Raw genomic sequence first — 25,923 nt, forward strand, 5'->3', positions numbered from 1 at the left:
CGCAAAGCGAAACGTGAGGTTCAATATCTTTTTAAACATAGTTTTATCGGTATTTTAAGGCGATTTGATTGATGTGTTCTTCAAAGAAGTCCAGCACTTCGGTTCGAAGCTTGGGATGCTTCTCCAGCATGGCACTCATGATCTGCTCGGTAACGTTGATATATACGTTATAAGGAATGCGATGTTCTTTCTCGAAGTTTTCTTTGGTCTTGTTAAGCTTGGCAATGGCATCAATTAAACCAACCTTTTCCTTAACCAGGTCTTTCTTTTGATCTGGCTCCAGGTGATCTACATTATCACGCTCTATGGCTATCGCACGTTCGGTATATATATTAATGAGTTCATTAATATTTTCCATTCCAGACTTTAAACTGCTCATGGCAGCCGCCCGCCGTTCTTTCCAGCCGTACTTATCTACCCAGTCGCCCATCGTCTTTTCGGTAACGCCAACCAATTTGGCGCACTCTTTCGCGGTTTTGCGCTGCTTTACATACAATTCCTCGGCTAAACGTCTTTCTTTATCCTTTGCCATTACTATATACTTAACAGGGACAAAGTTGCCATAATCTTACGCCCGGCGGGAATTCCTTTTCCATGATCAGGCTCTGAGTCCTTATGCAGAGGGATTACAGTCCTTATACTGGACATCCAATTTCTTTAAGCCTGCCTTTTGTTCAAAATTTGTCCACCTAAAGCAGTTGTAAAAACCATAGACATTTTGCGAACACGAGAATTAGACAGGATTATAATTACGGCCATTGCCGCACAGGATATAACTATCCTTGCCGAGCAATTCCCTTTTGAGATTTCGGCTGAAGAGAAAAACGATAAAGCTGAGATCGTCATTAAGGGAGCTATCTATGGATGGAATAATTCCGCAGAGTGGTTTCGTAACCAGATCCAGTCTTTCAACGAAAAAGGGATTAAAGAGGTAAGCCTTTCCATTACCACTCCTGGTGGTGATGTTTTCCAGGCGGCAGAGATCCATAACGAGATCAAAGCTTTCGAAGGGAAGATCATCGGCTACGGTGGAGTGATCGTTGCCAGTGCAGGTACTTATATAAGACTTGCTTGTGACGAATTCTATATGGTAGCCAATGGAAAATGGATGTATCACAAACCTAATGGAGTGCTTCGAGGTAATGAAGATCAGGTGGAAAGCCGATTGAAATTACTAAAGGATATCACTTCAGACTATCGTAAAGGTTATGCCGATCTGTTATCTATTTCCGAAAAGCAAATAGAAAAGAACTGGTCTAAAGGCGATGTATGGCTGAATGCCAAAGAAGCCGAAAAAGAAGGCTGGATCACCGGAGTATCGAAATACAACAGCAAAATTACCGAAAAGGAAACCGCCATGTTTACTGCATGCGGAGTTCCTGATCCACCAAAACCCGCAAAAAAGAAAACTAAATCAAATAATGAAATGGATTTAAAAGTGACCGCCCTTCAATTGGGCTTAGATGAAAATGCCACTGAAGCTGAAGTAAAAGCGAAAATGGCAGACCTGAGAGCTAAGGCCGAGAAGGCAGATCAGCTTGAACTGGAAGCGAAGCAAAAAGAGAAAGATGCTCGCCAGAATGAGATCAAGGCAATCCTTGACCAGGCACAAAAAGATAAGAAGATCGATGCTAAGAGCAGAGAAAGTCTTGAGAAATGGGCGAATGCCGATTTAGGAGGTTTTAAAGCTCACATTGAAAATCTACCGGTACCAGGAAAGATCTCTGAGCAGATCTCTGGAAAGTCTGCCGGAAAAGGAGCTGCGACTGCTAAGGATAAGAAGTTCGAAGATATGACCGCTGAAGAGCGCGAAGCTTTAGAGCAGGAAGATCCAGAAGCTTTCCAGGCTAAATACGAGGCATACCTCGAACAATAGAAAAATTATCATCAGAAAAAAGTAAAACTCGTCTGTTTGCTTGACAGACGAGTTTTTGAAAAATCGAAAAGCAATCAAATTACGAACAAAATGAAATCAGCATTTAGAATTTTTCTAGTCTTAGGACTTATCGTGGCAACCGTAGTATCGGGATTCGCCAAAGAGAACCCGGAGGTAGTAACTCTGGCCAGTGGTACTGTAGTAGGCAGCGACCTTAAAAACACATTGAACGAAAAGTTCATCCTTAAGAAATTTCGTCACGTAGGTACCTGGTTAGGTGAAGTGATGAGCAAAGATAACTGGGTTAATAATGATACCATTAAGATCCCAAAGCGTGCAGGCGACAGCGCACCATCTGTCCTTATTAATAATACGGTATACCCAATTGCTACGGCAGGACGTGATGACGAGCATGTAGTGGTTTCCCTTAATAAGTATGATACAGAGAACCGTGAGGTTACAGATGACGAGCTTTACGCTATCGCTTACGATAAAGAAGGCGACGTTAACCTGGAACTTAAAGAGGAACTGGAAGAGAAAACAACAGATCACGCTTTACATTCTATTTCTCCAGTAGGTAACACTGCCGATACTCCGGTATTAGAAACAACCGGTGAAGATGACGGTACTGGAAGATTGAGATTAACACGTAAGGATCTTATTAGCCTTAAAGGTAAACTTGACAAGTTGAAAGTGCCTAAGAAAGGTAGAATCCTGGTATTGAATTCAGATCACGCGAATGACCTGTTACAGGAAGATTCCAGCTTCGAAAAAGGTTATCACAACCGTACAGAAGGAGCGATCTCTATCAATTACTATGGCTTTAAGATCTATGAGGACGTTTATACTCCGGTATATGACGATACCACACTTCAAAAATTAGCATTCGATTCTGTGAATCCAGGAAGGACTTCCAGTATCGTATTTCATAAGAAAACAACTGCGAAAGCAAAAGGTACAGTTACCAGATATGCACGTAGCTCCAAGGAAGATCCAGAAAACAGAAAATCGGTAATGGGATACAGATTGTATTTCGGTTGCTACGCTCTGATGGATCAGGGACAGGCCGCAATTATTGACGGTAAAGCAGCAGTATAGGTAGAGTTGAATTGAGCCAGGCAGGCTCACCTATTGCAGGTAGCCTGCTCCCTTACGGGGGAGCGTCTAAGACGCATTTAAAAAAATCACTATGAAAGTATTAATTGAACGTATTATCGATGATGGAACCCAGACTCTGGGACGTCTTTTTGTCTTGGACAAAAACAATGCGATCAAGTATCAGTGTGATACGCTGGAGCTTTCATGGAAAGAAAATAAAAACAGGATTAGCTGTATTCCTGAAGGTGAGTACACAGTACTTAAAAGGTTCAGCAAAAAGTTCAAAAACCACTTTCATATTACCAAAGTTGAAGGCAGGAGTTACATCCTTATTCATTCAGGTAATTTTTATAGCCAGATCCTCGGTTGTGTATTAGTAGGAAATGATCTTAAGGAGATCAATGGAGATGGAAGACTGGATGTGGTTAATAGCCGCGAAACGCTGGCAGATCTACTTGGCATTTTGCCAGGTGAATTCAAACTAAAAATAGTAAAGGTATAATGAAATACTTTTTCATCTTATTACTGGTAATTTCTCTTTATGGCTGTGGAAGTCAAAGAAGACCTATTACCAATACCGTAAGTACTTTAGATAGTACTTATGTTGATAGCAGAATTCGTCTGCGTGATACGGTGATCAAAGTACCTTTTCAAAAAGTTTCTATTTCGGCAGATCAGCAAGATCTAACCGAGAAGCCGATTACTAAAAGTAACGGTAAAGCGAATGTATCGCTGTTTAAAAAAGACAATGTGATTTATGCGAATGCAGAATGTGATTCACTGGAGCTTCAATTGAAATTGAAAGACAGTATCATATCTACATTTCGCCAGGTGAAAACCGATACCACTATAACATTACCTCCAGAGCGAATTAAATACATTCCCTGGATCGTTAAAATACTTGCCTGGATTGGCGGCCTTAGTTTGTTGTATTTCGGCTGGAAGTTGTTCAGGTTCATTCAATCATTTTCAAATCCAATATCATTTTTAAGATGAAAACCTTAAGCAGAAACGAATTAGTACAAAAGAGTGTTGCCATTTTCAAGGGCAGAACCGAAGCCGTTTTATTCGCTACCAGCGATGGACAGTTCTTCATTTTCAAAGACCGTGCGAACATGCACGCGAAGTCTCAAAAGACTCCGCTTAAAGTATATGAGATCGAGAGATCTGAAGTAGAAGACCAGCTTCCGAAGGAAAAGGAAACCAAAGCTGCTGCTTCTACCAAAAGCAAGCCTAAAACGGTTGAGCAGATCAAGGCTGATGTAGAAGATACTGAAGACCTGGAGAAACTTGCAGCCATGCTAAAAGAAGAGCAGGAAGGAAAGGACAGAACTACGGCTGTAGAAGCTATCCAGAACAGAATTGCTGAATTAGAACCTAAAGAAGACTAACAATGAGTTTTGAAGGAGTAACATTCAATAAAGGTCAGGGCGGGTTAAACCGTGCCAATGCTTCCACCGATGCGGTGATGGCATTGGTGGTTTTCTCACCAGAGGCCGCAAATCCTGAATTTAACAAGGCAATCAAAGCCATACAGGCTTCAGACCTTGACGATGCAGGATTCGATGAGGCATACGATGCGAATAACACCATCCTTTTACGTCATCATGTAGAAGAGTTTTTCGCCTATGCACCTGAAGGGACTTTATATGTGATCCCTACAGATCAGCCTACCGCTGCCGATTTCTTTAGCACCGATGAGGCAAAGAACCTGTTTAGAGATCAGACCGATATTAAAAGAATCGGTTTTGTCTACAATGCCAATGTAGTAGATCTTGACCTTACGGCAGAGATCAACGCTTCACAGGCTTTTGTAGATGCACTTGCCGCAGATCATATTCTGGTAGACGGGATCTACCTGGAGGCGAGAGGGATCAACGCCGCAACTGCCATAGATCTTAGAGCTTTATCGGCTGGACAGGTTTCAGCAGTGATCGCACAGGACCCTGATATCGCTACCATAGATGCCGCTTATGCAAACTATGCCGCCGTTGGTGCAGTGTTGGGTATGCGTGCCATAAGACAGGTAAATGAGAACTTAGGTTCTGTAGATGTGGTTAGAAAGCCATTATCGAGCAGAGGAACCGTGAGTTTCCCACTTACCAGGTATACCGAAGAGCGTTGGTTAAAAGCTGCGCTTAGTGATGGTACCATCATCACCAGTTTAACCTCGGCAGATAAAAAACAGTTAACGGCCTATGGTTATATCTACGCCGGGAACTTTCAGGGATTTGGAGGTTTCTACTTTAATGGAGAGCCTACCTGTATAGAACTGGCATCCGATTACTCTTCAGGAGAAAATAACGGGGTTTGGAATAAAGCCGCCAGGGGAATTAGAACAGCTCTTATCCCTAAAGTAAGAGGCTGGTTTAAAAGGAATGCTGAAACCGGTGCTTTAACAGCAACCGTGATTAAGAACCTTGAAACTCTGGCAGGAAAGCCATTGCAGGATATGATGACCACACAGGAAATAAGCGATTATGAGATCGTGATCCCTAACGGGCAGAACCCGAACGACCAGACACCATTGATCGCGAAAGCATCAGTAACTCTGGGAGCGATCATTCACGAATTTGAAATAGACCTATCACTTAATTAATTATGGCACGAGTAACAAAATTAATCAACGCCTTCGGGAAAATGGCAGGATGGAATTCTGTCACCATGAACCTGTTTGGGCGTGACGTAGAAGGTATCGTAGAACTTAGTTATGACGATACGGTAGAAAAAGAACATATGTACGGTGCCGGAAAGATGCCTATTGGTGTTGGGGAAGGTAACTACGCCGCTAACTGTGGATTGAAACTCTATAAGGAAGAGGTGGTAGCGATCCAGGACAGCATCCGTGGAACCGGGAAACGTCTTCAGGATCTTCCGCCTACAGATATCGTAGTGGTATACGAATATGAAGGCAGACTGGTAACCGATATCATCAGGAACTTCCAGATCGTAAAGATCGGTAAGGGAGTGAAGCAGAATGATAAGACGGTAGACCAGACCGTAGAATGTATTTGTAGTCATATAGACTGGAACGTATAAAAATTGAAAAATGGCTAAAGACGAACTTATAGGATACGCAGATCAGGCTCAGATAGACGAGTGGAAACAGAAGCATAAGTGCAAGTTCATTCACGAGATCACCACCGAAGATGATGAAGGGAATAAGCATGTGACCTATGTTAAGAATCCTTCGCTGGACCTGCTTCAGCTTCTGGCGAGCAAAGCGAAACAAAATCAGGAATTAACCGGTCTTAAACTGGTACTTGAAGGTGTTAGGCTTGGTGGCTCTCAGGAGATTCTGGAAGATGACATGCTGAAACTGTCTGTTATGAAGGCAGTGGGCAGCCTGTTTAAACGCAAGGAGTCTGACGTAAAAAAGCGATAGAGCTTGGGGAGATCTCACTCGATCCAGGCGAAGATTTTTGGGAAAAAGGAAATGCGTTAATCCGGTCTTTATTCAGAACAGATCCCGAAAACTTGCCTGTCGAAAGATGGGCAAAGTTATATAACGAAGCGATCTATTTAAAAAGACTGGAAGCCAAAACACTGGGCGAAGTGATCGCGAGAGTGTTTGGCGGTAAAGAAGAATAACCAAAATGGCAAAACACGAAACCTCGTGGATACTCGAATTAGTTGACAGAATTACTGAACCTCTGCGAGATGCTACCAAAGCAACCGAAGGGGTTCAGGATGCCGTTGACAGTGTTCGCGAGGCGTTAGGCGATATGTCTGACGAGCAGCGTAGCGTTGCCGAACGTTCTTTGAAATCTCATAGTGAGTTATCAAAACTCTATGCAAACGAGCAGGAAGAGATCAAGAAGCTTACCAAGTGGCTTTCAGATCTGGGTGATGAAGTAGATCCGCTGACTAAAAAGCAGATCGATTTTGATATCAAACAGGCCCAGACCAAAGCCCGAAGGTATAAAGAGCAGTTAGTAGAGATCGAGGCCGAACTAAAGGAAATTGAAGACGGTCCAGATCCAGCCAAGTTAGAGGCTAATTGGGGAGCAGCTATCGTAGTTGCAAATCAGGCCGCCGAACTGGTAGACAAAGCCTTGGGAACTTTTGATTTTGCCATAGGCATCGAAGAGACCAGGACAAAGATCGCCAGAATGACTGGTGAATCTGGGGAGCATCTGGACGTGCTTACGGCAAAGGCGCATAGACTTGGGCGGGTTTTTAAGGAAGATCCAAAAGAGATCGCCAAAGCCGCCAATGCCATGACCCAGCAAATAGGAGGTTCATGGGAAGAGAACTTTGCACTTATCGAAGCCGGGTACCAGAAAGGCGCGAATATCAACGGTGATTTTCTGGATCAGTTAAAGGAATATCCAACTTTTATTAAACAGTTGGGAATTACCCAGGCTGAAGCAATTGCCTTAACGGCTCAGGCCGGACAAAAAGGAATCTTTTCAGATAAGGCCATGGATTCTTTAAAAGAGGCAGATCTATCGCTTCGAGAAATGACCCAGACCCAGGTAGATGCATTAAAAGGAATTGGACTGGAAGTGGAAGATCTGGCCGGGAAAACCACCTTTGAAGCGGTGCGGATGATCTCTAAAAATATGGAGGGTGCCAGCACTTCAGCAAAACAACTTGTTTTAGCAGATATTTTTAAAGGTGCCGGTGAAGATGCCGGTCTTGGATGGATAGAAGGCCTTGCCAGTGTTGATATGGATATCAATAAAGTGAAGAGTGTAAAAGGTGCAGGTGCCAGTCTTAGGGGTTGGCTTGCAGATCTTGAATCTTCATTTTCTGATACTTTCGGTGAGATCATTACCAATGCCAGCGAATTAAGTGGTGTGACTACGTTTATGGCGTCTATGATCCCAATAGTTTCTCAACTTACCAAAGTTACCTGGTTGCAGAATGCAGCTTCAAAAGTTGCCGCCGCCGGACAATGGTTATGGAACGCCGCGCTTACAGCAAATCCTATTGGTTTGGTGGTTGCCGGAGTTGCCGCTTTGGTAGGTGCTATTGTATGGGCATATAATGAATTTGAAGGATTTAGAAAGGTAATTCTTGGTTCCTGGGAAGTCATCAAGCTGTTTGGTGATGTACTTAAAGATTTTGTAATAGATCGAATAAAAAGCCTGCTTTCAGGTATTGCCGGACTTGGTAAAGCTGTAATGCAATTCTTTGATGGAGACTGGAAAGATGCCTGGCAAACCGGTAAGGATGCCGTTGGTGATATGATCGGGATAGAAGCCAGTTCTAAAGCATACGGGAAACTTAAGGATGGGATTGCCGGAGCTTATGAGGAAGGTGCCAGAAAAGGTGCTGAATCTTATGCCGCAGACCAGGAGAAAAAGAAGACCGGGAACGAATACCAGGATTACAACTTTTCACCAACCGGTGAGAATTTTGGAAGACTGGACGGGACCACCTCCATCACCGGAGGCGGAAAAGGAAATTCGGGAAGCTCTCAGGGCAGCGCAAAAGTGCTGAACATGAGCCTGAATGTTACCAATAATTTCAATGTGAAAGACGGTGCCGACTTTATCTCGCGAAAAGACGAGATCCTGGATTATGTACTGGGAAGAATTAACGATGGGCTTAAAGATGCCTTAATCATGCAGGGAACTTAAGATGAACTATACGATACCAAACATATTTCTGGAAGCTTTCGGCTTAAAAGTGGAAAAGATGTACAGCCCTTCGCTGGACTCCAATCTGCCACAGGACCCGAACGGATTGTATCAAGGCATCGAGATCGTGGAAGATCTTCAGGAGGCTACAAAACTTAGCCACCTGGGAACTCCTATCTTATTCCCTATCACATTCCTTTCTGGAACCTATCAGTATTTCGATAGGGAAACAGGCGAGATCTTAAGAAAGCAGATGCCGGAGTTTCAATTGCCTTCTACCTGCGTGGCTTCCTTTAGAAGACCAAAGGTGATCAACAAAACGAGAATGAACGGCGGCTATTCCACGGTAAAGGAAATATTCGGTTTTACCGATTATGAGATCACGATCAATGGTTTCTTTATTCCAGAACCGGGACAGCCGCAGGGATTTGTTTCACCAAAAGCTCAGGAAGACCAGATGGTGAAGTGGGACGATCTGGCAGATGCCGTACAGGTAAGTTCACAGATATTCCTTTCCAGGGAAATACACACGATCCTGATAGAAGATTTTCAGCCGGTGCCACAAAGAGGAAGACCTAACCTGGTACCCTTCACGATAAGAGCAGTAAGTGACGAGATCATTCAAACTAATAATCCTTTGATATGGTCTTAGCGATGAACGCAAAGCTGGTATTCCCGGCCACAGAAACAAGAGGCGAACTCATCATAAGGCGAATCAACGGAGTGACGATTGAATCTTCCTGGGAAACGCTAACCGATACCGCAGTGATCACCATTCCACGGAATATAGAGATCGCAGGCAGGAACTTAAGAACCTCTGCAAGGGATATTTTCAGGAATGGAGATCCGGTGCAGATCTGGTTGGGTTATAACGGTGAACTCATCAATGAATTCAATGGCTATATCACTTCAGTAAGTGCCGATATCCCGATTGAAATTAAGTGCGATGATGCCATGTACCTGCTTAAAAGGCATAATGTAAACGTGGCGATGCGAACCAATAAGGTCGAAGATCTTATAAAACAGATCATCCCGGAAGGCATCCCGACAGATGTGGCAGATATCGAAGTGGGAAAGGAAAGATTTCCGAATACCACCGCCGCAAAGGTGCTGGAATGGTTGCAGGAAGCAAATATCTATTCCTATTTCAAAGGTGATACGCTGGTAGTGGGTAAGATCTACTCAGACGATGACGAGCCGCCGATGAAATTTGATTTTAACCGGAACGTGGTAGACAATAACCTGCAATACCGGTTAAAAGAAGATATCCTTTTAAGGATCATTGCGACCAGTACGCTTCCAAAAGGCAAAAAATTAAAAGTTGAATATGGCGATGAGTTTGGCGTAAGGCGAAACCTGAGCTATTACAATATTGAAGTGGAGGCAGAATTGCTGAAGCTGGCAAAACTCGATTACGATAAAAGTAAGGTAGCCGGTTACGAAGGCGATATCGAAATATTTGGAATTCCAAGTATGCGCCACGGAATGAAGGCAACGATCATTAGCCAGATGTACCCAGACAGGAATGGAACCTACTGGATCAAGTCCATTAAAAAGGAATATTCAGACCAGGCGAAATATCACCAGTTTTTAACACTGGATCAAAAGGTGAGCGATGAGTAAGGATAAGATCATAGAATATAAAAACCTTATTAACCAGAAAATGAAAAGGATGGTTCCTGTCCAGACCGAATGGGTGAAGGTGGAATCTGTAGACTGGGAAGAAAAGACGATGGTGGCCATTGGTGAAGATAATGAACTGCCATATGAAGATATTCTGCTGGGACTCGGTTCAGTCTATAAAAAGCCGAAACCGGGTAGTCTTGCCTTAATTGGATTAGTGGCGAACTCAGCCGGTTGTTATTTGATAGACTGCGAGGCTTACGATGAGATTGAAGTAAATACAAAACTTACCAAAGTACAGGTAAAAGAAAAGGGCGTGAAGCTCACCAGGGGAACTGAAGATTTTCGAGAGATCCTGGAAGACTTTATGACCGAAGTGAATAAGATAAATACCGAGGCACAGGCCATAGCGACCAAAGCCGGTGCGACAGAAAGCGTGCCGAAACTGGTTGCCAGCTTCGCCAAAACCGAATTGATTATACAGCGTTTAAATGCTGTTTTAACGAGTGAATAATGGGCAAAGATATCCTGCTTGATGAAAATAACGATCTGAAGATCACCAGTGGCGATTTTGCCATTGGTGAGAGTGAGATGCAGGAGGTTGAAATGATACTTTCAACCAACCAGGGCGAATGGAAAGAGCATCCGGTAACCGGTGCCAACCTGGTCACCCAGATTAGAACTACGAATAATGATGCCCGACTGGAGCGTATGTTAAGAATACAAATGAAACTGGATGGGAAGGATTATGAGCAAATTAAGAATAAGATAAAGATGAATTTAAATGGCTGAATTTTTACAACAATATCTGGGAATCTTTTTAACAGCCTTAATTACCGGTGGAGTCGGTGGTTTCTTCGGTTGGTTCTATGAGCGAAAGCGTAAAAAGGTAGAGGTTGACAACCTGGAAGCTGAAGGCAGTAAAGCTAAAGCAGATTACAGTAAATCTATTATTGATTTATACCAGGAAGCATTAACAGATCTAAAAAACCAATATGAAGCTCGCTATTTATTCCTGAAGAACGAATACGATCTTAAGTTCGAAAATCAGAACCTGAAGATTGAAAAGTTAACCAAAGACCAGGAAATGTGGAGAAACAAATACACCGCTTTAAAAAAGGAGTTTGACGCTTACAAAAGGAAACATCCATAATGCAAATACAGGCTTTATATAGACAATCGCTATTCGATCTATCTATACAAACGTATGGAAGTGTGGCCTATGTATTCGACCTGGCCCTTGCCAATGGTTTAAGCATAACCTCTGTACTGGAACCTGGACAGCATATCGAAGCACCGGAGATTGAAGTGGAAAGCACCGATATACAGAATTACTACCAGAGCCACGGCATAAAACCCGCTACGGCCATAGAAACTGAATTATTAGAAACCGAAGACGACTGCAATTATTGTAAACTATTTGAATAAAGATGAGTGTACAGGCTAGAGAAATATTAAAAAATTTTATTACCTGTCTCAATGAAGAGACCCGGAATAAATATTATAACCTTTTAGACAGTTTTTGGCATAAAGCTGAAGGTAAAATTATTAAAACTGTCAATAAAGATGAAGATGGAAAGATCACTGGATTAACCGTAGTAGACCTGGATGGGAATACTGAGGTTATGAATTTACCTTCCTATCCAACCAGCCAGCCTATAAGTTTCATTACTGGTTTGCAGACAGAATTGAATAAGTTAGTAGAGAAGATACCAGGAAAAACCCTTACTACCAATGATCTTACAGATGAACTATTGCAAAAGCTGAATGATCTAAATAATTATCAGCATCCGCAATATCATCAAATAAGTGAAATAGAGAATTTGGCCCAGGCTCTAACAGATCTGGAAGTGCCTGAGGGCTTAGGTTATTCTGAAGTTAATTTCACAACTGCTTATGAACAGAAGTTGTTAAGTTACCCTATAAATCATTATGCCGCCCCGGTGGCAGACCTTGCAGCTTTGGCCTTAATACCAGAGCAGGACATTCCAAACTTCCAGAGAAGACCGGTGCAGAGCGAAAAGGTAGATTATTTCTATGACCGTGATGCTGTAGAGGGAGATGTAGCTCCAGATGACCAGACGGAAGGTACTGGTTTTTGGGTAAAAGTTATTGTAGAACAAACCCCACAGCAAATAGTTTCAGCTATAGATTCTTTGATTGGTACAGATTGGAAAACTCAAAGAACGGTTGAGTTTATTCAGGACGTTGTAGGGGCTATGTTCCAGACGGGAAACCATGTTAATATATCTACAAATTATGATGATGTTAATGGTTCGATAGATATAACAGGTTCGAGTGGTGGAACGGGTGGAGGATTCGACCAGGAAGCAGTAGAGGACATTGTAGGGAATCTTATTATACCTGAATTTGGTATTAATGCTGTTTACGATGATGTCAATAATGCAATAAGGCTTTCTATACAAGGAGAGATATTCACCACTTCTTATAAGAATAAAATTGATGCGAATGAAGCAGCTATAACTGCACTTCAAACCGGTAAAGAGAAAAAACGAACCAAAAAAGTAGTTAACAATACTACTCAATATACCGTAATTGCAGCCGATTTCACAGACTTTGAATTGCACTTTACAGGTGATACTTCAGGGGATGAGATTGATGTAATTATCAATACAGGGGTTTGCCCAAATACAGAACCAAGTACAGGACTGCAAATCGTTTCAGAAGCGAACCATGTATTAAACTACACAGGTACAGCTACGTTAACTACACAGGCAGGAGCATTAAAGAAAACTGCTAACGACGGTTCAAGTGTGGCAATCTCAGGGGTAAAACCTTTAAGCGGTGTAAATGATTTAGGACTGTTTGGTAGTTTACAATCTGATGGTTCAGGAGTAGATCCAGGAGGTGAGTTAAACGTGCAAGCTGATTGGGATGAAACAGACGACACTTCTGATGCTTATATAAAAAATAAGCCTACTTCTTTAGGTGAAACTTACGACGTTGTAACCAATACAGAAAACGGATTAATTAAAGCCCCTAACATTACAGTAGGCGCTACGAACTATTCCCCTGTGATAACTTCACCCTCAGAAGGATTTACTTATACACCAGGGGATAGTGGATCTTTAGAAGTCGATTTTGATTTAAACCCAACTACGCAATCTAGTGGTAAATCTGTTTTTAAATATGATAAAGGCACAGATTCTTTTGATTGGGAAGATGAAGTGTCTGCAATTGAAAAATTCGATTCTGGAATTGAGGTTGGAACTGCAAGCCCTGAAATATCATTTATAAAATTAGGTAAGTGGTTGTCATTTGAAAAGGATGGAGCTATAACTTTTAAAATGGGTATGAATACTAACGTTCAAACGTGGTATGGAGGTGTGGAAATCCAAGGAAGTAATATCAATTCTGGAAATCTAACGATTGCAGGTGCAAATCATATTACCATTTTATATCCTTCAACAAAAACTAACGAAATTATCCAAAACGGATATTTTAGAATAAAGTTCATTTCTGACAATGTAGCTTTATTAACAGGAGACTTAGCAAACGTATAATATTATGGCAATAACAAAAACAGAACTCGTAAACGATATAAACGGGGATATTTTAGCTTCAAGAACAAGTGCGCCTTTTAAGCCTATTTCTTGGGATTACAATAGCTATTCCGGTGATGTAGATTTAGTGGTAAAAATATATGAAGATGGACAGCTTGCCGGAACTTCGCCTATAGTGAGTGGAACGGAAGCTGGGGCAGCCTCTATGACATTGGTAGGTGATTATCCTATGAATGAAACGTCAGGCGATATGATTGATGCCGTTAATGCTAATAATGGTGATGTCAAAGGCGGTGTTACCCAAAGTGGTACTGAGTACACCTTTAATGGTGGACAGTACAATGTGATATATATTCCCGACAACGATGAACACTCCTTCGGGGATGGACTAGGAAATGATGTGCCGTTTGAAGTAGAATTTGACGCTGACTTTGACGGAGATGCTAATACTAATCAATACGTTGTTTCAAGAAGAGATGCTAATGGTACAGAATGGCAGGTTCAATTTGACCAAAACAAAATTAATTTAAGGTTATTTGAGAATAACGGCACTGCTAAATCTATGAGTAGGGGTACTGGGGTTGGTACTTTAACTGGGTTTAATCATTATAAAATTATTTATGATGGTAGTAAAACAAGAGCGGGGATTACTATTGAAATAAATGGTACTCCTGCAAGTGGATATACAGATACCTTTGATTCTAGCTATTCAGGTATGGCTAATACAAATGCTCAAACAGTTCTTGGTAGATTTGAAAACTCAGGAAGTCAAGAATTTTTAGGTAGTCTTAAGAACTTAAAAATCAGAAAACAGATATAGGTGAGTAATATTTTTCCAATTTTCATAGCCGCTATAAAGAATATTAAAAAGTATTCAAGTCAAGAGGTGTCTGATGTTGATTTTATTGTAGATGGGGGTACAATGCTACTATCTAAAGAGAATTACGACCCTAATACAGGCGCACCGTCAAATACTTTATATTCTCAGAACGTTATGTATAGGGACGGGCAGACGTATCATGCTTTTCAGAGATTTGATGACGGTAGAATTACCTTTATGAAATTAAGTGAGTACGGTATGAAGCCCCCTCATATTATTAAAGGAAATATTAACTATCATGATAGCCACGACAGACCTGTATTTAGATGGCAGGGGGATAGGCTTCACTTGATCCAAGAAGATGGTCACGATACTTTCAATACCACAATACACAGAGCGGTATCTGACGATGAAGATTTTGCAATAGATAGTAATGTGGCTGTTATACCAACCTACCCAACTACATACCCTAACCATTATAATTTAGACGGTAAACTAGTAATAATTCACCAAAGAGGTAAATGGGCTGCTTATGCTATGAGTAATTCATTAGATATTACTGATGAAACCCAGTGGACAGCAGCAGATGATGAAACAATAGAGTTATTTAATACTATCTATTCTGATGATGAAGATCAAAGGTATCAACCTTCTGTTTATAATAAGGATAGTTCACCCGATTATGGTTATTTTACAAGTTGGGGTAGAAGAAGTACTATATATGAAGAACCAAGATGGCATAGGGGTCAGGTATTTAAAATGAGACCTAATGTACATGGTTTTTTAAGTTTCTATACTGTTGATGGCAGATTGATACATGAATCTACGGGTCCTGGTAATAGAATGGATGAATCACAAGCTGAAATGGCTAAATATTTTGATTGTAATGACGCTAGTAAAACTTGCAGGATTCCTCAAAATACCTTGGATGAAAATGCTAACTTCTATTCCCTACATGAAGATGGTACAGGTTCAGCAGAACCCGATTTAAAAAGTTCAGGTAATTTAGTTCTTAGTTACTGGATGACTAACAGCACAACTCCGGTAAACCAGATATTAACTTTACCAGATAATCCTACTTTAGTAAGTGGTGATAGAAACCAAACAGGTTCAGGGGCAGCTTTATATGTAAGGAATGGGATTGTAAATTTCTTTGCAAAAGTAGATAACGGCACTAGAACTATCATACATCATTATAAAACTTCTGATTTAGGCCAAACGGTAGATTTTGTACAGGAAATAGATTTTGGTTTTGATGTTTCTCTATTTAAACTTCCTGAGAATATAAATCAAATTCCAGATAACCAAAGTTTCTTAGCAGTTGCGGGAGATCCACCAGGAGGTACTTCAGGTCAAGGAGATGGAGGTTCACAAACTGCAAATGCAGTGGCATTAAAAAGAGTAGCTTTTACAGGATTTAGTGCCGAATCAAATATTTATGATAGTCTTTCTCTTATTAATGAAACTGAGTACAATTCTAATGCTCTATTTAGTTATCAGATTGAAAGTGGTAAAATTAATAATACTGGAACTTCATTAACTCAATTATTAGATCAAAGTGCTAATAATAAGGATATTACTGTAAATGGTAATCCTGTATTAGATGACAGCACTACTCCTACTCAGGTTACGTTTGATGGTAATGATGACTATGCTAGTTTAGACCCTGCCTTATTAACTTCTGGTAGAGTATTAATACTTGCAGTAATAGATAGCTTAGGTAATACAGTAGCACCTGTTTCAATAAGTAATAATGCTGCCACAAATGAGTTTATAAACCCCCAATTGAGGGCAGATAATATGAGGGTACTTACTGCTTATGGCTCATCCATATTAGGTAATGTACAAGGTGATGATACTCCTAATAATGGATATAATATTTGTGCATGGTTGCTTCAAGACCAAGGGGGGGATATTCCAATGTGGTTGAATGGCAGAATGCAAATGAGAGTTGTTAATGAAGAACCTGAAAGAAACAGTGAAAGCAGGTATGACCAATTCCCTATCACAAATTTTGAAATAGGAAGGTTAGTCAGAGGAAGTTATAATAATTACAACTTTAAGTTAAAAAGTATATCTGCTCATATTATAACTAGTGAGAAAGAAATATTAGATAGAGTTAAATATTTAGGGGATAAATACAATATTACACTTAACAACGCTTACAGATAATGAAAAAATACAGATTCAACCCCGTAAACGACGGTAAGGATAAAACCAAAGAAGTAAGAAGGTTTATTAACTTGATTCCAAACGGAACTAGGGAGAAACCGGTTGATGTTTATTTCCATCAGGACTTTCCAGTGTTGGTTAACGGAATGGTATGGGAAAAATATAAAAATGTAAAAGTTAAAGTTTCTGAGTTACGTAAAAAAGATGATAGGAATTACTTTTATGATTTTGATTTACCAGAATTAGAAAGGGGTTACAAGTATCAATTTTTATTCTCCGGGGTTAGTAACGGTGGGATTACATTATATGATACCAAATTCAGATACCTTAAAGATCACAATTCGGAGTTTGTAGACGAATTAATTGAGTTTGATATTATTATCTCAGACGATCACGAATATGCTGATATTGGAGAGTATGGAATATTACGGGTTGAAAATAAGAAATTTGTACGTTTTCATTTTAAACCAACGATTCAGTTTTACACCAATGTAGATACAGAATTAAAGGGTTATGCCAAAGACAGAACACACCACGACACCGCAAGACGTAAGTTCTGGTTATTTGTGAATTGTGAGGAAGTAGAAGCGCATTACATTAATGCGGAAATGAACAATAAAAGACCGAATCCAAAAGGCGGCAGAGAAGATTTTCCAATATTCTCAAAATTCAGGGAATTTGAGCATTTTATAGAGTTCGACAACTGTAAAAAAATGTACTTCACTAATATACACGGTAGAGATATTTATGGGGATGGAATATATACTTATGAGGGATGTGAAGATATTACGGTAATTAATGGATTAATTGACAGGAACGGACGGCAAACCTTAGCCCCTTGCGGAGGCAAAAGGTTATGGTTTGAAGGAATTACAGGAACAGCCAGTACAAGAGGATATTGTGATATAGAAATACCTAATACAAGTGCTTTACAAGTAGCAGAGGATATTGTAGTTAAAAAAGGAAAGGGTAAAACCTGGCTTAACGGTTTTCCTATTGGTGGTTCTGGCGATGTGAACAGGGTGTTGTTTGAAGATATTGAATTAGATACGAAAAGCCGTACTTCCTATATGAATGGAGCAGGCAGGAGAAAGCGAGATAACATTACTTTCAGAAGAATTGTAAGAACCAGATCACACGGTTCTGATAAATCTATTAATGCCTGGTACGATGCCCATAATGTTTTTTTAGAAGATTGCGATACGGTGGTTTCAGCAGATAGAAGTCAGCAGGTAGTAGAACTTCATGGAGATTGTAAGAACATTATCATCAAGGGTGATACCGGGGAAAATATCAAGTATTTAGAACTAAACGGTGTAAATCCTAAAGAGGTTCATGTTTACGAGAATCAGAACGAATTAACTGCTATTGATGGAGAAGGAAATGTAATTAAGCTACTAGAGGATAGCAAGCTGGAAGATTTAAAAATGCCGGAAGAACCAAACTTTAAACCTTACATGGGAATTGAAGTTCCAGAAACACCAGATGAAGGAGGATCTGAACAAGTTCCTGGATTTCCCGAAGAGCCACCTAAAGAAGATCAAGAGAAGCAGGAAGAAGTTATTGAGAAACCGAAAGTGGAGAAAGCTTGGTGTAAAAACAAAAACATCTGGATTGTTGGAGGTATTGGATTACTAATATTAATTGGACTTTTAACCTTATTGATATGACACCATATAATTTACAATTAAGTTTTTATTAGTATTCTTTGATAAAATTGAAACCCTAAAAAATGGAACGATGGCCATACCCACTATTGATAATTTAAAACAACAGATCCTTGCCGAAAAGGAGAATCAGGATGCCCTTAGTGGTGTCGTTAGCAGTTCAAAAGTGGCTCTTTATAACCTTTGGGCTTATATCGTGGCTTTTTGTATGTGGTCTGTGTATAGGGCATGGGATATCTTCAAGATAGAAATGGATCAGAAGATCAGGGAGCAGAAACTATATTCTCGGCTTTGGTTCAGGAATATGGCTTTGGAGTATCGCCATGGTCACCCTTTGGATGAAACCACTGGATCTTATGCCGGTGAAGGTTATACCGAAGATGAAATTTTGAATGCTCAGATCGTTGCCAGGGCTTCGGTAAATGAAATAGAGATCAACAAACGAAAGCATTTGTTTATTAAAATGGCTAAGGAAGAAAACGAAAAGCTGGTAAAGCTGAGTGATTCTGAAAAGGCCGGAGTTGAACAATACTTTGCCAGGATTAAACCCGCCGGGACTAAGATCATCACCTTTAGCGATGATCCCGATGAGTTAAAACTGAATATCACCTTCTATTACAATCCGCTTATTCTGGATCAGAACGGTGCCAGAATAGATGGTAGCGATAATAAACCGGTTCAATCGGCGATTAAAGACTATTTAAGCAACCTTAAATTCAACGGTGAGTTTATCCTTTCTGAACTGGTAGATATCCTTCAGAATATAGAAGGCTGTGCAGATAGAGAAGTATATGTAGAATCTGCCGAAGCTAATTACCTGGAGCCTGCCGAATGGAATAAAATAGAAAGCAGTTATATCGCAAATTCAGGTTATATGGAAATCGCTACCCTCCAAGATGTAGATCCAGATACCGGAGATCCTATTGAGGTTTCAGGACTTCAGATTGAATTTAAAGCCAAAACCGTACAGTTATAATGGATTTTTCAAAGGTATACGACATAAAGTTCAATGACCTGGTAATACACTTTTTACCTTTCCCTTTACGGAAAATTAAAATGATCGCCTGGTTAAGATCTTTGGTGAAACCGATTTCAAACCTTCATACTCAGTTCATCAATTACAGAAGGGCTGCGATCTATAAGATTGAACATACGCCCCAGGTATTTAGCCTCGAGATCGTATTGAATGATACCTTTGATATTCAGCAAAGACGAATTTATATCAGTGACGGAGCTTACCGTGATGGTATTTATTTCTATAATCCTGAAGAGCAAAAGCCGGTATACTTCTATGATCCAATAGAAAATGCGCCGGTACACTTCTTTGATGGTGCCGAACTCTTTTCACTGGATACAGATTTTGTGGTGGTAGTACCTTTTGAGCTGAACGACGCCCAGGAAATTAGAATGCGAAGCCTTATCGACTTTTACCGATTACCAGATAAAACCTATAATATTTCAATTGAATAGTTATGAATAAGATACAAGTATTAGGCGGCGGTTTCCCCGGAACTTCAAAGACATGGAGATTTGTTCGCGATATGATCAACGAAGTACACGACCTGGCAACCGCTTTAGGTGGTGAAAACTGCATTGTAAAAGGCTGTGAAGTTTCCAACAATGTAGCCCAGGACGGTATAATTATAATTGCCGGTGAAGCTTTACTACTTCAAGGCGGAGCCGTTAAGGCATATGTTGAGATCGTTGAAAACGTGGAGCAGGTAGAGTATTTTATAGATTCCGAAGGCGACGGTCAGGCCGATATCAATGATGCTTATTTTGATCGTTACGCTCGCTTTGCCGATGCCGGTGAGGTGCAGTGGTCAGATCTTAAGAGAATCAGTTCCCTTTCAGAAATTGCCAAAAGGATGCCGCCTAAAAGATGTGCTTTTCCTTATTGGGGCCCAGAAGATGAAATCCCGGAAGACTACCAACTTTGTGACGGAACAAACGGCCTACCAGATATGAGGGGAATGTTTGTTGTGGGGTTAGATCCAGATGATCCAGATCATGATGAAATTGGTAAAACCGGAGGGGAAAGTAAACATACTTTAACTGAAGCTGAAATGCCAGCGCATAATCATAGCGGGAATACCGGTTATGGAGGTTATCATACACACAATTATTCGAAATCGGTTCCAGGAAGAGGTTACGAGACCAGATCTGATGACAATCCGCATGGATCATACGAAACGGCTCAAACAAGTGGTTCTGGAGGACATACACACTCATTAACTACGAATAACAAGGGAGGCGGCCAACCGCATGAGAATAGACCGAAATTCTATACAATGGCGTGGATTGCATATGTGGGGTAAAATAGTCCCCCGATCTTTATAAAAAAACTCTCACATTCTTTTAAAAGCAAAGCCCAAAGGCATCGGAGGAAGTTTAGTCTTTTCCCTGGCCTTTGGTCTTTTCAATTGTTTAAACAACGATTTTTAGTATTAGCAAGGTAATAGCTCATAATGCCTTAAAGATCTCTTAAAAACGATCTCACGCTGTTTTAAAGCCATTTAAACGATGATTAAAAGTGTGTATTTGTGTAAAATTACTGCACAATTCGTTTTAAAAATTAGTACATTTCGTTTTCTCGATTATAAGAGAAGTATTGAATTTTACTACCGGTTAATCCCTGGACATCTATTAAAATAAGACGCTTATTTGTGAAAATGAAAGTATCCCTGATGATCTTAAATCCGGCTTCGATCTCTTCAGATGGAATTAATAATTTTCCATATTTCTCCTGAAGTTTTTCATTTTCTATTGTTCCGGCGTTTCCTAATAAAGAAGATAATATGCTCATATTAGTTCTTTATAGATTTCATATCTATGACGAACCTATATTTCACGTCAGAATTTACAACCCTGTCAAAAGCCTCATTAATATTCTGAATATCGATCATCTCAATATCTGAAACGATATTATGCTCTCCACAGAAATCCAGCATTTCCTGAGTTTCCTTTATACCGCCTATTAAAGAACCGGCCAGTCTTTTTCTTCCCATTACGAGTCCGCCACCGTGAATATCCACTTCATCTATGGCTCCAACCAGGGTCATGGTTGCATCTCGTTTTAACAGGCCGATATAAGGATTAGTATCATGACCAACAGGAACCGTATTCAGAATAAAATCGAAGGTACCCTGATGTTTTTTCATCTCATCCTGGTTTTTAGAAATAAGCACTGCATCTGCACCAAGTCTTTTAGCATCTTCAGCCTTTTCCGGTGAAGTAGTGATCATTACCACGTGGGCTCCAAGGGCGCTGGCAAATTTTACTCCCATATGGCCAAGACCTCCTAAACCAACGACACCCACTTTATCTCCCTCTTTTACCTTCCATTGTCTAAGTGGAGACCAGGTAGTTATACCCGCGCATAATAGTGGTGCAACAGCTTTTGTGTCAAGATTTTCAGGAACTTTCAGTACAAACTTTTCCCTAACTACTACCATTTCAGAGTATCCCCCAAAGGTGTGACCACCAAGATGTTTATTTTCACCGTTATAGGTTGCCACCATGCCGTTCTCACAATATTGCTCTAGATTATCTTTGCAGGACTGGCATTCCTGGCAGGAATCCACCATACATCCAACTCCTACAAGATCTCCAACCTTGTAATTCTTGACATCCTTACCAACTTCGGTCACCCGGCCTATGATCTCATGCCCAGGAACCACTGGATATTTACTATTTCCCCAGTCATTTCTTACCTGGTGTATATCACTATGGCATACACCACAGTAGTCGATCTCGATTTTTACATCATCTGGTAAAATATCTCTTCTGTTAATGTCCATCGCTTCCAGGTTGGCATCGCTGGCCTGGGCTCCGTATGCATTTACTTTCTTCATCATTTTCGAATTTAGTTTAGTCTTAAAGTTACCGAAATTGCAAACACTCACGAAAATGGGATGGAATGTTTAACTTTAATTAACTTCTGTCTCAAGGCTAATGGCTACAGAACCTTTCACCGGAAGGAGTTTAGAAGAATTCTTAGTACATTAGGGCTCAATTTTTTTAATATCGATTTATGAATAAAGCCAAAGGTATCAACACCATCTGTACCCATGTAGGAGAGTTGGAAGACAAAGAATTCAAAGGAGCTGTTTCACCTTTATATATGGCCACCTCCTATGCATTCGAAGATGTTGAGACTAAAAGATATCCCCGTTATTTTAATACCCCAAACCAGGTTGCACTGGCAAAAAAAATGGCTGCTTTGGAACACGGAGAAGCTTCGCTGATCTTCGGTAGCGGTATGGCCGCGGTAAGTACCTCCCTTATGGCTTTTTTGAAGGCAGGTGATCATGTTGTTTTCCAGGATTCACTTTATGGAGGAACAAGTAATCTGGCCACAGAGGAATTCGACAAATTTGGTATTGAATATTCTTTTGCGAAAGATGCACAGGCTGATTCTTTTAAAGCTGAAATTAAAGATAACACGAAGGTGATCTATATTGAAACTCCTTCAAATCCATTACTGAAAATAACAGACTTAGAGGCAGTTGCTGAAATTTCTAAAAAACATGATCTGGTGAGTATGATCGATAATACATTCGCTTCACCAGTAAATCAGAATCCTATAGATTTTGGAATAGACGTGGTAATACATTCGGCGACCAAATATATGGGAGGTCATAGCGATATCCTGGCCGGAACGGTAATTTCTTCGGAAGAAAAAATTGACCGTATTTTCCAAATGGCTAAGAATTTTGGAGGCAGCCTTAGTGATTATACTGTGTGGCTATTGGAGCGAAGTATCAAAACCATGGGAATTCGGGTGAAAGCCCAGAATGAAAATGCTCAAAAACTGGCAGAATTCTTAAACTCTCATTCAGATGTTTCCAGAGTTTACTACCCAGGTTTGAAGGATCATCCAGATCATGAACTGGCTAAAAAGCAAATGAAAGGCTTTGGAGGTATGCTTTCTTTTGAATTGGATGAAAAGATAAATGCTTCCAGCTTTATGAAGTCTTTAAAATTGATAAAACCGTCGATGAGCTTAGCTGGTGTGGAAAGTACTATTCTGTTACCAACCAAAACCTCTCATGGGCTGTTAAGTGAAAAGGAAAGAGAAAAGCAGGGTATAAAGGACAACCTGTTAAGATTTTCGGTTGGGATCGAAGAAACTGAAGATCTTATAGAAGATTTAGACCAGGCGATAAAGAATTGTAAATAAAATAGAAGTTTTTAAATATGAAATTAGATATACTGGCGGTGGGTTCCCATCCCGATGATGTAGAACTAAGCTGCTCAGGAACTATTGCCAAAGAGGTAGACCGCGGGAAGAAAGTTGGGATACTGGATCTAACCAGAGGGGAACTGGGAACAAGAGGATCGGCAGAAATCAGGGATAAGGAAGCCAAAGCAGCAGCAGATATTTTAGGAGTTAAAATGCGGCATAACCTTGAATTCAGCGATGCTTTTTTTGAGAATAATACTGCGCATCAACTGGAAGTCATAAAAATAATTAGGAAATACAGGCCGGAGATCGTTCTTTGCAATGCGGTTGAAGACCGGCATATAGATCATGCTAAAGGCTCTAAACTGGTTAGCGATGCTTGCTTTTTAAGTGGCTTAAGAAAGATAGAAACCATCCTGGAGGGCAATAAGCAAGCTGCCTGGAGACCAAAACATGTTTATCATTATATCCAGTGGAAAAACCTTAAGCCAGATTTTGTAGTGGACATTTCAGGTTATATGGATAAAAAATTTGAATCTGTTTTAGCCTATAGATCTCAGTTCTTCGATGAGACTAGCGATGAACCAGATACCCCAATTTCTAGCAGTAACTTTCTGGATAGCATCACTTACCGTGCTCAGGACATGGGAAGACTTATCAACACAGAACATGCTGAAGGTTTCACCGTAGAAAGAAATGTAGCGGTAGATTCTGTTTTTGATCTTATATAATTGAATTTTTTTCTTTGCGAAATAGTTGAAATAACTTACATTTGCATCCGCTAATCAAATGGTGGTTGTAGCTCAGCTGGTTAGAGCGCCGGATTGTGGTTCCGGAGGTCGCCGGTTCGAAACCGGTCTTCCACCCTTACAAGAGCCTCTCTTTTTAGAGAGGCTTTTTTTGTGGTTCATTTTTAAGGATATCCACCTTTGAAAACTTATTTTTACCAAAATCTTTTTGCCATGAATTCCAGACAAGACCAGCTTAAAGCATTCGACAGATTATTAACGATCATGGATGAACTCAGGCAGCAATGTCCCTGGGACAGGAAGCAAACCATGGAGTCTTTAAGGCACCTTACTATCGAGGAGACTTATGAACTTGGTGATGCGATCCTGGATAAGGATATGGATGAGATCAAAAAGGAGCTAGGAGATGTACTGTTACACCTGGTTTTTTATTCAAAAATAGGAAGCGAAACTAATGATTTTGATATCGCAGATGTAGCTAACAGTATTTGTGATAAATTAATTGACCGCCATCCTCATATTTATGGTGATGTGAAAGTAGAGAATGAGGAGGATGTAAAGAAAAACTGGGAAAACCTTAAACTTAAGGAAGGTAAAAAAAGTGTTCTGGAAGGTGTGCCCAGATCCTTACCCGCGATGGTAAAGGCAAACCGGATCCAGGATAAGGTAGCCGGGGTAGGTTTCGACTGGGAAGAGCCGCAACAGGTTTTTGAAAAACTGAAAGAAGAGCTGGAGGAATTGCAGCATGAGGTGACCCTGGATAATAAAGATGAAATAGAGGCCGAATTTGGGGACGTTCTCTTTTCTATGGTCAATTATGCCCGGTTTCTTAACATAAACCCTGAGAACGCGCTCGAACGCACAAACAAGAAGTTTATAAAGCGATTCCAATACCTTGAATCTAAAGCGAAGGAAAAAGATAAGGCTTTAAGGGATATGACCCTGAAAGAAATGGATGTATTCTGGAATGAAGCTAAAAAGCAGTGATCAGTTACTAAAAACTATAAAATTCTTATAGATCTTAAGTCCGGAGAAATTAAGGTTTTCCTTTATCCACTGAAGGGTTTCGTTTTTATAGAAAAAAACATGGGTAAGATCGTTCTTGTAATGCCAGTTTTCGAATTCGATACTGGAATTCAAGATCGCCGTCTTACAATATAATTTTCCATGAGGTTTTAAAAGTGACCTTAATAGTTTGAACTCTTTTTTTGGATCCTGAAAGTGTTCCATAACCTCGCAACACACAATAAATTCATATTGGTTTTTGAGTACTTTTTTCTCTGGTTGAAAATAAGGATCATATAGTTCCATCTTAAATCCAGCCTTTTTGAGCTCGGAAGTAATTACTGGCCCCGTTCCGCATCCAAAATCGAGCCCATTTGCCTCGGGTTTGAAATCTAACTTTACCTGGTTAATTATCGGGCTAACGAATGCTTTGTAACCTGGATCGTTAACGTCATTGTTATGCAGGCTATATCTAGACTTCTCTTCCCTGGGACTTAAGTAATACTCTGAAGAAAGTAAAATTGCCTTGCACTCTTCACACTGCAAAAATTCCCGATCATTTATAACTGCAAATTTCCGGGTTCTGCAATTGCATAAACTGCAAGGCATTTTCATA

Annotated in this window: 28 protein-coding genes, 1 tRNA gene and 1 pseudogene; 26 read left to right on the top strand and 4 right to left on the bottom strand. The window is 40.3% G+C overall.

Annotated features, from left to right (window positions below; all coding sequences use genetic code 11):
* Nucleotides 1–43: 43 nt before the first annotated feature.
* Nucleotides 44–532, bottom strand: a complete 489-nt coding sequence (locus tag ML462_RS14020) for a hypothetical protein (protein ID WP_240714457.1) — start codon at nucleotides 530–532, stop codon at nucleotides 44–46.
* A gap of 186 nt (nucleotides 533–718) precedes the next feature.
* Here ML462_RS14020 and ML462_RS14025 point away from each other — a divergent pair, with 186 nt between their 5' ends.
* The 22 genes from ML462_RS14025 to ML462_RS14130 all read left to right on the top strand — a co-directional run bounded on the left by ML462_RS14025 (nucleotide 719) and on the right by ML462_RS14130 (nucleotide 20,686).
* The gene (locus ML462_RS14025; protein ID WP_240714458.1) at nucleotides 719–1,876 is read left to right on the top strand and encodes an ATP-dependent Clp protease proteolytic subunit; all 1,158 of its coding nucleotides are present in this window, start codon (nucleotides 719–721) and stop codon (nucleotides 1,874–1,876) included.
* Nucleotides 1,877–1,966: 90 nt separating this feature from the next.
* Nucleotides 1,967–2,974, top strand: coding sequence for a hypothetical protein (locus ML462_RS14030; RefSeq protein ID WP_240714459.1), 1,008 nt, complete (start codon nucleotides 1,967–1,969; stop codon nucleotides 2,972–2,974).
* A 91-nt stretch (nucleotides 2,975–3,065) separates the two neighbouring features.
* The gene (locus tag ML462_RS14035; RefSeq protein WP_240714460.1) at nucleotides 3,066–3,476 is read left to right on the top strand and encodes a DUF5675 family protein; all 411 of its coding nucleotides are present in this window, start codon (nucleotides 3,066–3,068) and stop codon (nucleotides 3,474–3,476) included.
* Nucleotides 3,476–3,970, top strand: a complete 495-nt coding sequence (locus tag ML462_RS14040) for a hypothetical protein (protein WP_240714461.1) — start codon at nucleotides 3,476–3,478, stop codon at nucleotides 3,968–3,970. Before ML462_RS14035 ends, ML462_RS14040 begins: the two co-directional genes overlap by 1 nt.
* Complete coding sequence (locus ML462_RS14045) at nucleotides 3,967–4,365, top strand: hypothetical protein (RefSeq protein ID WP_240714462.1); 399 nt, start codon at nucleotides 3,967–3,969, stop codon at nucleotides 4,363–4,365. Before ML462_RS14040 ends, ML462_RS14045 begins: the two co-directional genes overlap by 4 nt.
* A 2-nt stretch (nucleotides 4,366–4,367) precedes the next feature.
* Entirely contained in the window at nucleotides 4,368–5,573 is a 1,206-nt protein-coding gene (locus ML462_RS14050; RefSeq protein ID WP_240714463.1) for a DUF2586 family protein, read from the top strand.
* 2 nt (nucleotides 5,574–5,575) lie between these two features.
* Entirely contained in the window at nucleotides 5,576–6,013 is a 438-nt protein-coding gene (locus tag ML462_RS14055) for a hypothetical protein (protein WP_240714464.1), read from the top strand.
* Between the two features lie 10 nt (nucleotides 6,014–6,023).
* A complete protein-coding gene (locus ML462_RS14060; RefSeq protein WP_240714465.1) occupies nucleotides 6,024–6,359 on the top strand; it encodes a hypothetical protein in 336 nt (111 codons plus the stop codon).
* Between the two features lie 211 nt (nucleotides 6,360–6,570).
* Entirely contained in the window at nucleotides 6,571–8,562 is a 1,992-nt protein-coding gene (locus tag ML462_RS14065; protein ID WP_240714466.1) for a phage tail tape measure protein, read from the top strand.
* A 1-nt stretch (nucleotide 8,563) separates the two neighbouring features.
* The gene (locus ML462_RS14070) at nucleotides 8,564–9,214 is read left to right on the top strand and encodes a DUF6046 domain-containing protein (RefSeq protein ID WP_240714467.1); all 651 of its coding nucleotides are present in this window, start codon (nucleotides 8,564–8,566) and stop codon (nucleotides 9,212–9,214) included.
* Nucleotides 9,205–10,185: a hypothetical protein gene (locus tag ML462_RS14075; protein WP_240714468.1), complete on the top strand. Its 981-nt coding sequence runs from the start codon at nucleotides 9,205–9,207 to the stop codon at nucleotides 10,183–10,185. The genes ML462_RS14070 and ML462_RS14075 overlap by 10 nt, the downstream gene beginning before the upstream one ends.
* On the top strand, nucleotides 10,178–10,699 hold the full coding sequence (locus ML462_RS14080; protein ID WP_240714469.1) for a hypothetical protein: 522 nt from the start codon (nucleotides 10,178–10,180) through the stop codon (nucleotides 10,697–10,699). The genes ML462_RS14075 and ML462_RS14080 overlap by 8 nt, the downstream gene beginning before the upstream one ends.
* Entirely contained in the window at nucleotides 10,699–10,977 is a 279-nt protein-coding gene (locus ML462_RS14085) for a hypothetical protein (protein WP_240714470.1), read from the top strand. Before ML462_RS14080 ends, ML462_RS14085 begins: the two co-directional genes overlap by 1 nt.
* The gene (locus ML462_RS14090; RefSeq protein WP_240714471.1) at nucleotides 10,970–11,338 is read left to right on the top strand and encodes a hypothetical protein; all 369 of its coding nucleotides are present in this window, start codon (nucleotides 10,970–10,972) and stop codon (nucleotides 11,336–11,338) included. The genes ML462_RS14085 and ML462_RS14090 overlap by 8 nt, the downstream gene beginning before the upstream one ends.
* The gene (locus tag ML462_RS14095) at nucleotides 11,338–11,613 is read left to right on the top strand and encodes a hypothetical protein (RefSeq protein ID WP_240714472.1); all 276 of its coding nucleotides are present in this window, start codon (nucleotides 11,338–11,340) and stop codon (nucleotides 11,611–11,613) included. The genes ML462_RS14090 and ML462_RS14095 overlap by 1 nt, the downstream gene beginning before the upstream one ends.
* 2 nt (nucleotides 11,614–11,615) lie before the next feature.
* A complete protein-coding gene (locus tag ML462_RS14100) occupies nucleotides 11,616–13,709 on the top strand; it encodes a hypothetical protein (RefSeq protein WP_240714473.1) in 2,094 nt (697 codons plus the stop codon).
* Nucleotides 13,710–13,713: 4 nt separating this feature from the next.
* Nucleotides 13,714–14,529 carry a hypothetical protein gene (locus ML462_RS14105; RefSeq protein WP_240714474.1) on the top strand — a complete coding sequence of 272 codons (816 nt, stop codon included), beginning with the start codon at nucleotides 13,714–13,716 and terminating at the stop codon, nucleotides 14,527–14,529.
* Nucleotides 14,530–16,701 carry a hypothetical protein gene (locus tag ML462_RS14110; protein ID WP_240714475.1) on the top strand — a complete coding sequence of 724 codons (2,172 nt, stop codon included), beginning with the start codon at nucleotides 14,530–14,532 and terminating at the stop codon, nucleotides 16,699–16,701.
* Complete coding sequence (locus ML462_RS14115) at nucleotides 16,701–18,371, top strand: hypothetical protein (protein WP_240714476.1); 1,671 nt, start codon at nucleotides 16,701–16,703, stop codon at nucleotides 18,369–18,371. The genes ML462_RS14110 and ML462_RS14115 overlap by 1 nt, the downstream gene beginning before the upstream one ends.
* A gap of 70 nt (nucleotides 18,372–18,441) precedes the next feature.
* On the top strand, nucleotides 18,442–19,344 hold the full coding sequence (locus ML462_RS14120) for a hypothetical protein (RefSeq protein ID WP_240714477.1): 903 nt from the start codon (nucleotides 18,442–18,444) through the stop codon (nucleotides 19,342–19,344).
* Complete coding sequence (locus ML462_RS14125; RefSeq protein WP_240714478.1) at nucleotides 19,344–19,838, top strand: hypothetical protein; 495 nt, start codon at nucleotides 19,344–19,346, stop codon at nucleotides 19,836–19,838. The genes ML462_RS14120 and ML462_RS14125 overlap by 1 nt, the downstream gene beginning before the upstream one ends.
* Nucleotides 19,839–19,840: 2 nt before the next feature.
* Nucleotides 19,841–20,686 carry a phage baseplate protein gene (locus ML462_RS14130; RefSeq protein WP_240714479.1) on the top strand — a complete coding sequence of 282 codons (846 nt, stop codon included), beginning with the start codon at nucleotides 19,841–19,843 and terminating at the stop codon, nucleotides 20,684–20,686.
* Nucleotides 20,687–20,970: 284 nt separating this feature from the next.
* Here the strand turns inward: ML462_RS14130 and ML462_RS14135 are convergent.
* Both ML462_RS14135 and ML462_RS14140 read right to left on the bottom strand, forming a co-directional pair.
* Nucleotides 20,971–21,174, bottom strand: a pseudogene (locus ML462_RS14135) (PH domain-containing protein); the annotation flags it as partial.
* A gap of 1 nt (nucleotide 21,175) precedes the next feature.
* Entirely contained in the window at nucleotides 21,176–22,222 is a 1,047-nt protein-coding gene (locus tag ML462_RS14140; protein ID WP_279324118.1) for an NAD(P)-dependent alcohol dehydrogenase, read from the bottom strand.
* A 179-nt stretch (nucleotides 22,223–22,401) separates the two neighbouring features.
* Here ML462_RS14140 and ML462_RS14145 point away from each other — a divergent pair, with 179 nt between their 5' ends.
* The 4 genes from ML462_RS14145 to mazG all read left to right on the top strand — a co-directional run bounded on the left by ML462_RS14145 (nucleotide 22,402) and on the right by mazG (nucleotide 25,289).
* A complete protein-coding gene (locus ML462_RS14145) occupies nucleotides 22,402–23,550 on the top strand; it encodes a trans-sulfuration enzyme family protein (RefSeq protein ID WP_240714480.1) in 1,149 nt (382 codons plus the stop codon).
* 17 nt (nucleotides 23,551–23,567) lie between these two features.
* Complete coding sequence (bshB1, locus tag ML462_RS14150; protein ID WP_240714481.1) at nucleotides 23,568–24,284, top strand: bacillithiol biosynthesis deacetylase BshB1; 717 nt, start codon at nucleotides 23,568–23,570, stop codon at nucleotides 24,282–24,284.
* Nucleotides 24,285–24,344: 60 nt separating this feature from the next.
* Nucleotides 24,345–24,420: transfer RNA gene (locus tag ML462_RS14155), tRNA-His, on the top strand.
* Between the two features lie 95 nt (nucleotides 24,421–24,515).
* The gene (gene mazG / locus ML462_RS14160; protein WP_240714482.1) at nucleotides 24,516–25,289 is read left to right on the top strand and encodes a nucleoside triphosphate pyrophosphohydrolase; all 774 of its coding nucleotides are present in this window, start codon (nucleotides 24,516–24,518) and stop codon (nucleotides 25,287–25,289) included.
* Here mazG and ML462_RS14165 read toward each other — a convergent pair whose 3' ends face one another.
* A complete protein-coding gene (locus ML462_RS14165) occupies nucleotides 25,290–25,916 on the bottom strand; it encodes a class I SAM-dependent methyltransferase (protein WP_240714483.1) in 627 nt (208 codons plus the stop codon).
* Between the last annotated feature and the right edge of the window lie 7 nt (nucleotides 25,917–25,923).

The organism is Christiangramia lutea (assembly GCF_022489035.1).
In the GTDB taxonomy this organism is placed as follows: Bacteria; Bacteroidota; Bacteroidia; order Flavobacteriales; family Flavobacteriaceae; genus Christiangramia; species Christiangramia lutea.